4 protein-coding genes are annotated in these 5,225 nt (G+C 50.4%); all 4 read left to right on the top strand.

Going from position 1 to position 5,225, the window contains the following annotated elements; all coding sequences use genetic code 11:
• A partial coding sequence (locus tag GGR04_RS20585; RefSeq protein WP_183202052.1) for an autotransporter domain-containing protein occupies positions 1-1,736 on the top strand: 1,736 nt, incomplete at its 5' end.
• Between the two features lie 231 nt (positions 1,737-1,967).
• A complete protein-coding gene (locus tag GGR04_RS20580; RefSeq protein WP_183202050.1) occupies positions 1,968-2,453 on the top strand; it encodes a phage tail protein in 486 nt (161 codons plus the stop codon).
• Positions 2,454-3,947 (top strand): hypothetical protein, encoded by a 1,494-nt coding sequence (locus GGR04_RS20575; protein WP_183202048.1) that lies wholly within the window; start codon positions 2,454-2,456, stop codon positions 3,945-3,947.
• 50 nt (positions 3,948-3,997) lie between these two features.
• Positions 3,998-5,068 (top strand): hypothetical protein, encoded by a 1,071-nt coding sequence (locus GGR04_RS20570; RefSeq protein ID WP_183202046.1) that lies wholly within the window; start codon positions 3,998-4,000, stop codon positions 5,066-5,068.
• The last annotated feature ends 157 nt before the right edge of the window (positions 5,069-5,225 follow it).

The following is a 5,225-nucleotide window of genomic DNA, read 5'->3' as shown; positions in this document are numbered from 1 at the left end:
CCGGCTATTCCGGCTCCGACAGCTTCACCTACACCGCCACCAACACCGCCGGCACGTCCGCGCCCGCCACCGTCAGCATCACGGTCAACGCCGCCGCCGCTGCCGTTTTCAGCTTCACGCCTCCGTCGGGCGCTCTGCCCGAGGCCATGGCGGGCGAAGCCTATCGCCAGCCGATCACGGCCCAGGGAGGAACGGGAACGCGGATCTTCAGCCTCTCCTCCGGTGCCCTGCCGGACGGACTGGTGCTCAACATCTCGACCGGCGAGCTCAACGGCCCGCTGCAGACCGGCACCGAAGGCGACTACAGGTTCTCGATCGCGATGACGGACGGCACCGGCGCCACGAACGCGGCATCCTACACGCTCCGGGTCCAGACGCAGGCGGTGGCCGTCGTCGACAAGGCGGTCACGGTCGCTCCGGGCGAAGCGCCGCCCAATGTCTACCTGAACGCGGGAGCGACGGGCGGCCCCTTCGTCCAGGCCGACATCGTTGGCGTGAACCCGGCCAATGCCGGCACAGCGCAGATCATCGAGGGCGAGGTCGCCGCGTTGGGGGTAGTGAGGCCGCGAGGCTTCTATCTGAAATTCACGCCGAACCCGTTGTTCGTCGGTACCGCCACGATCGACTTCACCCTGACCAGCGCGCTGGGGATCTCCAACACCGGCACCGTGTCTTACGCCGTGGTAGTGGATCACAAGGCCGTCGCGGACAAGGCGGATCGCGCGGTGCGCGACTTCGTCGGCGCTCGCCAAATTCTTCTGTCGAACCATGTCGCGGCGCCGGGTCTCGTGGAACGACGCCTCGCGAGCCAGGCGAGGGAGCGCGTGAGCCTCGACATCGTCCCGAACGGCAACGGCATGGGCGTGACCGTCGCCACCAGCACGGCGCAGCTCGATGCCGCCCGCAGAGCCGACGATCCGGCTTATGCCGGCACCCCCATGCCGCTCTTCAACGTCTGGTTCGACGGCACCCTCATGGCCCACAAACAGGGGAGTTCCCCGGCTCGAAGCGACGATCCCCTCGCCATCGAGACCGGTACGGGCGACGACAACGGCTGGGGCACGTTTGCGCTTCTGTCGGCAGGCGCCGACTACCTCGTATCGGACAGCCTCCTCGTCGGTGTTGCCATCCATTCCGACCGCATGACGGATCCGGGCCAGGGAACGTCCGTCGAGGGCACCGGGGTTCTTGTCGGTCCCTACGCCTCGTTCGCCCTGTCGCCGAGCCTTTATCTCGACGCCAGCCTTCTCTACGGGCAGAGCTGGAATACGGTCGATCTCGGTGATTTCGAGGGAAGTTTTGGCACCACGCGCCTGATGGCCACCACCAAGCTCGAAGGCATCATGAGCGATGGCGCCTGGACGCTGCGGCCGAACCTTAAGCTGACCTACCTCACGGAAGACGTGGACGACTACGACGTCTCGGGTTCCGCTGCCTCAGTGGCCGTGCAGGGGTTCACGGAAGACGATCTTCGCTTCAGCTCCGGCCTCACGGTTGGCTACCTCCTGACCATGCCGAACGGCTTGACCCTCGCACCGCAAATCGGGGGCAGCATCGGCCTGTCCTCCGCCAACGGCAGCGATGCGATCGGAGACGGCCTGTTCGGCACGATCGAGGCCAGGTTCACCCTGGCAGGGGAACAAGGCTGGGCCTTGCAGGCCATGGGAACGATGGATCTGGAACGCGAGGAAACCCAGGCAATCGGCGGACGGATCTCGTTATCGATACCTTTCTAGCCATTTAAATATCATGTTAGAGCGTTGAATCGAGATGCCGACTGAATCTCCATGGGCATAGATCCTTTAATAGAGGAGGTAGTCGATCAAAGTGGATCAGAGATGGTCCGGTGGCGTGTTAATTCTTTATATTGTGTCTAATCGCCTTTAGAATGTTTAGTCATTGGTTTTAGTGCGTAACGTATAAGACTAGACAATTGTTTTCATTACAAGTGCCGAAAGGAACAGGTCATGAGTTTCGTTGGAATGATTACAGCCTTCGCAGGGAATGGGTATTCGAAGCCGGCTGGATGGTTGGTATGTGACGGTGAGCTGGTTGAAAAGGAGAAATATAGCGAACTCTATGCCGTCATCGGAGATGCCTACGGCCGTTCTTCCGATGGGCATAAGTTTTACATACCCGACTTCCAGGGAATGTTTCTGAGAGGTTTGGAGAAAGAGGGGGGGGCGAGGGATCCAGATGGAGATGCGAGATTTGACGCCCGGGATCGAACTGTTGTCGGCCGACGGATTGGTTCGGTGCAGCTCGACGCTTTTCAAGCGCATGCTCATAAGTACTGGATGTTTCCTGGCCAAGACGGCGGGATCGCGAGCGGACAAAACTGGAAGCAGAAGGAAAGTATTACGCACGAATTCAGCGATGGAGCGAGGACTAGTGCAGAAACACGACCAAAGAATGTGTATGTAAACTACCTTATTTGCTATAGGACTAAGTGAATGATTATTCCTCGGGATCTAAACACTCATTTTGAGACGCATGATCTGAGCTACCATGGTGTTATCGTAGGCAAAGTCTGGTCGCAATACGAGGTGAAGCGTTATATCGATACGCGTAATTTGGTAGCTAGTGATGGATACATCGTCGAATGCGTATTTCGGGTCACTATTCAGCCAGAATTCGAGTTTTCATTAACGCCAAGCACGTCATCTAATTATGATCGTTACCCGGCCATTATTAAGACTAGTTCAAGACTGAATGGGTGTTTAACAGCTTTTAATACGACACTTGTGGACTACAGTCCAAAGACGCTAAATGTATCGGTGGATATAAATCAGACGAAAAATATATCGTCAGGCATAGAAGTCACTCGACAACATACGAGTTCACATGGGAACTCTAAAAGCACCGAGCTTGGCGGTTCGATATCAGGTGGATATCAAATCACCCCTATGGCAGTAGTGACTCTTGAGGGTCGCCATAGTTGGGGATCGGACCATTCAAAATCAGATCTATCAGGAAATTCGAAGCAGAGTGGCACTCAATTTTCTAGCGCAGCATCGATGTCCATTAAGGACTGGGGTTGTTACGCAAGTTTGGATGCAACCTCTATGTACCCGATCTGGGTATGGGGCCAAGAGTACCCGTGGAATATAGTTCAATATAAAAATTGTAATGAGATTGGTGAGCTGGTTTTACCTCCGACAATAATTAGTTTACTTGCAGACGACTCGAACATTCATCCTCCCTCTGATTTATCTTTGTTTGGTATTGACTTTACCTCAACCGCTACTTGGACTTTGAGAAAGAAGGTATTTGATAGGGCTGGAGATACTATATCCATTCGTCATGATATAGACTATACCGTTGCTTCGCATGGATTGCGGGATCACTTGGATGGGCAAACAAAAGAGGATGGTTCCAAGAAGTTTTACGCAACTATGGACAACTATGGTCCTCTTGAATGTGTATCGAGCCCGCTTGACTTGGCAAAACTCGCCCTTGAACCGCTATCAACTCGTTCGGCTGTAGTGGGTTTCCGAAAGCCTCGTCCTTGCTCAGTAAATGAAAATAAGAGCAACGGAAGAATTATCTCAGACACAAATGACTTGTTAGTTGAAACTATTGGGTTTTCATCCACATATGAGTGTTTACTCGAAGGTGATGAGCACGCAAAAATTGCGTTGTTTTTCAAACTATCAGACAGCAGACCCTCGCTCGGCTTTCAGATAAAACACTGGATCGGAGGAAAGACAGCGTGTGTTATGAGTATAAAAGTAAACGACTACAAACTTTCAGATCGGTTTATAACTACCCAATACCAGTCTGAGGGTGAGGACAATATTCTTCTGATAACACTCCGGCATCAAGATTTTAGTTCTAGCAACTACTGTGACTTTATAAACTTAGGACTAAATAAGGTCGAGATTATGCTAAAAAGCATTTCGGGAGAAGCATGTTCTTATATGGTTGATGCAATCGGCTTTTCGTAACAAATCTTTGTGAATGTCGCTCCCGACGATTATATCCATAGGATGGATTTTTGCCTGAACCAAATATCATTGTCTATCATTGGAATATTCAAAATTTTGGATATGCCAAAACTGTAGTGAGTAAAGACATTTGCAAAGCAGTCGCTGAGAATCTTTATAGTAAATCGTTAGACACTACATCAGATATTTATGTTGGGTTTTTACTTGAAGTAAAGGTTAATATATTCGCAACTGACATACTACGATACGATCTTAGTACCCAGCTTTCAGATACGTTTCCGTTGCGAACCTTTGAGGTTGGCTTCATAAACTGCGGAGGAGGTGCGCACAACGCGGAAAACATAGTATTCTTTCATAGTGTTCCCGGGCATGACAAAATAGTAACATCTGATCTGCTTTCCTACAAAGATGAGATATCGAAATATATTGAAAAAGACAAGATAGATGCTATCAAGGCCCTTAATAAGCATAACGAGGTTTGTTTATCAAAAAACCTCCGAAAAAGACATTGTTTAACCAATTACAATGTCTCTAATTCTGGAAACAGGAACGTGCATTTCGTGGACTCGAAATCTAATGAGCCGTCGGGTCCAGTATTTTCACATGAGAAGAGATATAGTTCAGGTCTAAATGCACCTGAGTGGTACAGGGATGGTGTTATGATTACTATCGAAAGCGCGTTGAACCCTTTTTTTAACGATGGTAATGACTTTAAATCAATCAGTATTGGGTCAATACACATGCCTGGCCCAGACCATATGTCGAAAGACCCGAATATCTTCAAGGCATTGATGGAGGCGGCAAATAAAAGAAACTTATCGTGTCTAACTGGAGACTTTAATGTTCATTCAGTGATGGAAGAAGAAAAGTCCTACTTGGACCATACAAACTTTCCGGGCGGCACAACGCAAAAAAAGGACGACTCTGGTGCATTTTCAAATACAAAATACGACAGGTCGTTTAGTACTAAAGAAATCTTAAAGACATATACAACTGATGTTTCTTTGCATTCTGCTTTCGTAGCTGGGTCGAAGGTTAGCGACCATGGTGGTTTGACTACGTCCTATACCTATCATAGTGATGTGCCAGTTGTTCATAATATGCATCTTTTATTGGAATGATTGGCTCATTTGCATATGACACTGTTGCAATACGACGCTTGGATGGTCCGAGATCGAGATGATGGAGCGCACCCCGTTTTGACCGGACAGGTGGCATAGCCGATAAGGCATAGGCATCCGCCTATGAGTACGACTATGTCGAAAGCTCCTGATGGCC

This window comes from Aureimonas pseudogalii (genome assembly GCF_014196835.1).
In the GTDB taxonomy this organism is placed as follows: Bacteria; Pseudomonadota; Alphaproteobacteria; order Rhizobiales; family Rhizobiaceae; genus Aureimonas; species Aureimonas pseudogalii.
The sequence above is the reverse complement of the archived record's forward strand: the minus strand, read 5'-3'. Positions and strand labels throughout refer to the sequence as shown.